Source organism: Blautia sp. AF19-13LB (genome assembly GCF_003479105.1).
Classification (GTDB): domain Bacteria; phylum Bacillota; class Clostridia; order Lachnospirales; family Lachnospiraceae; genus Fusicatenibacter; species Fusicatenibacter saccharivorans.
The window spans coordinates 10,786-13,524 of the sequence record NZ_QUGO01000033.1 but is presented as its reverse complement, the minus strand read 5'-3'; the positions used below and the strand labels follow the sequence as shown (position 1 = coordinate 13,524).

Annotated in this window: 5 protein-coding genes; all 5 read right to left on the bottom strand. The window is 47.1% G+C overall.

Annotated elements, in window-relative coordinates; genetic code table 11:
* A partial coding sequence (locus tag DWX32_RS18380) for a VirB6/TrbL-like conjugal transfer protein, CD1112 family (RefSeq protein WP_118660828.1) occupies positions 1-800 on the bottom strand: 800 nt, incomplete at its 3' end.
* A gap of 18 nt (positions 801-818) precedes the next feature.
* Positions 819-1,034: a Maff2 family protein gene (locus DWX32_RS18375; protein WP_009906233.1), complete on the bottom strand. Its 216-nt coding sequence runs from the start codon at positions 1,032-1,034 to the stop codon at positions 819-821.
* Positions 1,035-1,275: 241 nt separating this feature from the next.
* Positions 1,276-1,443 carry a hypothetical protein gene (locus tag DWX32_RS19935; protein ID WP_162858247.1) on the bottom strand — a complete coding sequence of 56 codons (168 nt, stop codon included), beginning with the start codon at positions 1,441-1,443 and terminating at the stop codon, positions 1,276-1,278.
* A 19-nt stretch (positions 1,444-1,462) separates the two neighbouring features.
* Positions 1,463-1,630, bottom strand: a complete 168-nt coding sequence (locus DWX32_RS19930; RefSeq protein ID WP_018112834.1) for a hypothetical protein — start codon at positions 1,628-1,630, stop codon at positions 1,463-1,465.
* The coding region (locus DWX32_RS18370) for a VirD4-like conjugal transfer protein, CD1115 family (RefSeq protein ID WP_147398513.1) at positions 1,623-2,739 on the bottom strand (1,117 nt) is incomplete at its 5' end. The genes DWX32_RS18370 and DWX32_RS19930, both read right to left, overlap by 8 nt.

Here is a 2,739-nt window from a genome sequence, read left to right as displayed (position 1 = left end):
TAGGCTGCAAGGGAAAAAATCGCGCTGTGCAGATTGTCCGCTAAGACCATTTCGCCTACTAAAACCGCATAAATGCCGACGCATATCATAATGAGGAAGCCTTGAAAGCCCAGTGCAAACAGCCCCTTTAGGTAGTTGTTCCCAATCTGTCCCCATTCCCGGTTTGTCATGGTAGCAAAAGGGATAGGGGAAACAGAACAGTAGGCGTATATCTCAATCATTCTGCCGTAGAGGATAACGGTTATCAGTACGGACATGATTTTCATACAAAGGCTTACAAGGCTCGTTTCCATAACAAGTAACAGTAGTTCGGGGATTTCCATATCTTTTAGTCCCTCCTGCATGGCGGCAAGGGCTTCGGTTACGTCGATATTCGTATCGCCGCCGATTACCCCCGCCGCGCCGGATACAATATGCTGCGCCATATCAAACACCGCCATAGTAATATCAAAGGTATGTGTTACCAAGAAAACGGCAACAAAGGCTTTGAAAAACCACTTGAAAAACATAAATGTTTCTATGTCGTGCATATTGTTTTTTTCCGTTACCATGCTGATAAGCTCATAACAGAGGACATAGGTAATGACAAGCCCCGCAATGGGTACAATCACATTTTCCGACAGATTTTGTATCATGCTGAAAATGTTTGCGTTCCACCCCTGCGGGGTCTTGCCTACCTCCGCTGCAATGGTGCCTACTTTTTCGTTTACGTCCCCGAACATAGTGGAAAGGTTGCCGTTAATGGCTCCGATAAGGATTTCTTTTATCCATTCGTTAATCGCTTCCAGTATGCTCTCCATAGGCTACCCTCCGTAATCTTATCCGAACAGACCGGAAAGAAGCGGTACAAGGATAGTGCCGATAAGGGCAACGCCGCCGCCCGCCATAAGCTGCTTAATGCCTTGTGATTTTGCACCCGGATTGTCGTTTCCATATCCCTCCAAGAGATTGATAACGCCCCAAATGCCTAAGCCTGCGCCCAGTGCGATAACAAGGGTCTGTAATACGTCGATAGCAGAGTTAAAAAATTCCATAAAGCTCCTTTCTGCCGCAAATGCGGCTTGCCCTATAAAAGGGCATAAAAAACGGCGGTCAGTTTTCAAACTGCCGCGGTCATAAGTCCCCGCGCTGCCTAAAGTTCTGCCGCGCGGCGGTATTCAGTTGTCAGTGTGGGCGATAGGAATTTTTGTAGGGGCGCGTATCATGCAAGTTGTCTTTTTCTTTGTTACTGCGTCAATTCCTCCTTTCTTTTCAGCCGGGAACACACATTTTTCGTCATTCCAAAAGATAGCTCCTACGCTGCATATACTCGGTAACGTAAAGGGTCTGTTCCCCTCCGCGTTCCTGCAAATACTCCCGCAGAGCGTTTTCTGCATTTTCTATCATCTTTGTAAAATAATGTTCACGACGTATATCATCAGTTTTTGTTTTCTGTCTGCTCATAGTATAACCTCCCGTAAAATCAAAGTTCCCGCCGCACCCGTTTCTGCTCATACAGGGCTTCACACCGTTTCACAAACTGCTGGATAGCTGCCTGCCGTTGCTGTTCCCGTCGCTCGGCAATGAAAACAAGCCCGTTTATGGCTTCTGTGATTTTCTTATCTTTTTTCTTCTGCATACGTCTATTCATGGTCGGTGTCCTCCTGCAAATCTGCTTCGCTGATTTCGTAATAGTCAAAGGGTTCGTCCGGCTTTACAAGGGCGGGTCTGCGCCTTAAATGCTTTTCCATATCAAAGGTATTTTTCTTGTCATAGTCGGAAAGATATTTATAGTTGGGGTGCTTTGTAATGTCATACTTATCAGAGAAGAACGGGCGTACCCCTCGTAGTTGTAAGATACATTTCCCGCCGTCCATGACTGCAATTTCATCTTCGGTCATAAGCTGCTTGCCTAACTTCTGATAGTTCAGCCCATGTGATACCTCACGCCCCCGGTTCTCGGAAGTGTTGAAGCTGTCAATGGTTTCTTTCCCCAAGATTTCCGACATTTCTTTGAGGGTGGTTTTCTCCTTGCCGCCCAAGAAAAGGGTGGTGTCGCAGTTGCCGGCTATGGTATCGGCGTTATCTTTGTATATCGCCTTTAGCTGCGACTGGCTTTGCAGAATGATTGAAGCAGAGATTTCCCGGCTTCGGATAGTGGCTATGAGCTTTTCAAACTTCGGTATCTGCCCGATATTTGCAAACTCGTCTAACAGACAGCGTACATGGACGGGCAGCCTGCCGCCGTATTCATCATCTGCCTTGTCGCAAAGAAGATTGAAAAGCTGCGTGTAAAGAATACTCACAACAAAGTTAAAAGTGTCGTCGGTGTCGCTGATAATGACAAACAGGGCGGTCTTACGGTCGCCTATGGTATCAAGTTCCATTTCGTCGGTTTCCATAAGGTCGCGCAGCTCTTTAATGTCAAAAGGGGCAAGCCGCGCCCCGCAGGAAATGAGGATAGAGCTTCTTGTCTTTCCCGCAGATAACAGGAATTTCTTATACTGCCGGACAGCAAAGTGTTCCGGGTCTTTTTCCTCCAACCGTTCAAACATAAGGTCAACGGGGGACTGAAATTCCGGGTCGTCCTCGCGGGCTTCACTGGCATTTATCATTTCAAGCAGCGTCGTGAAGTTCTTTTCTTCCTCCGGGGCTTCGTACCAAATGTAGCCGATAAGGGCGCAGTAAAAGAGCCGTTCCGATTTTATCCAAAAATCTTCCCCTGCTTTTTCCCCGTCCCCTTTGGTGTTGGCAATCAAA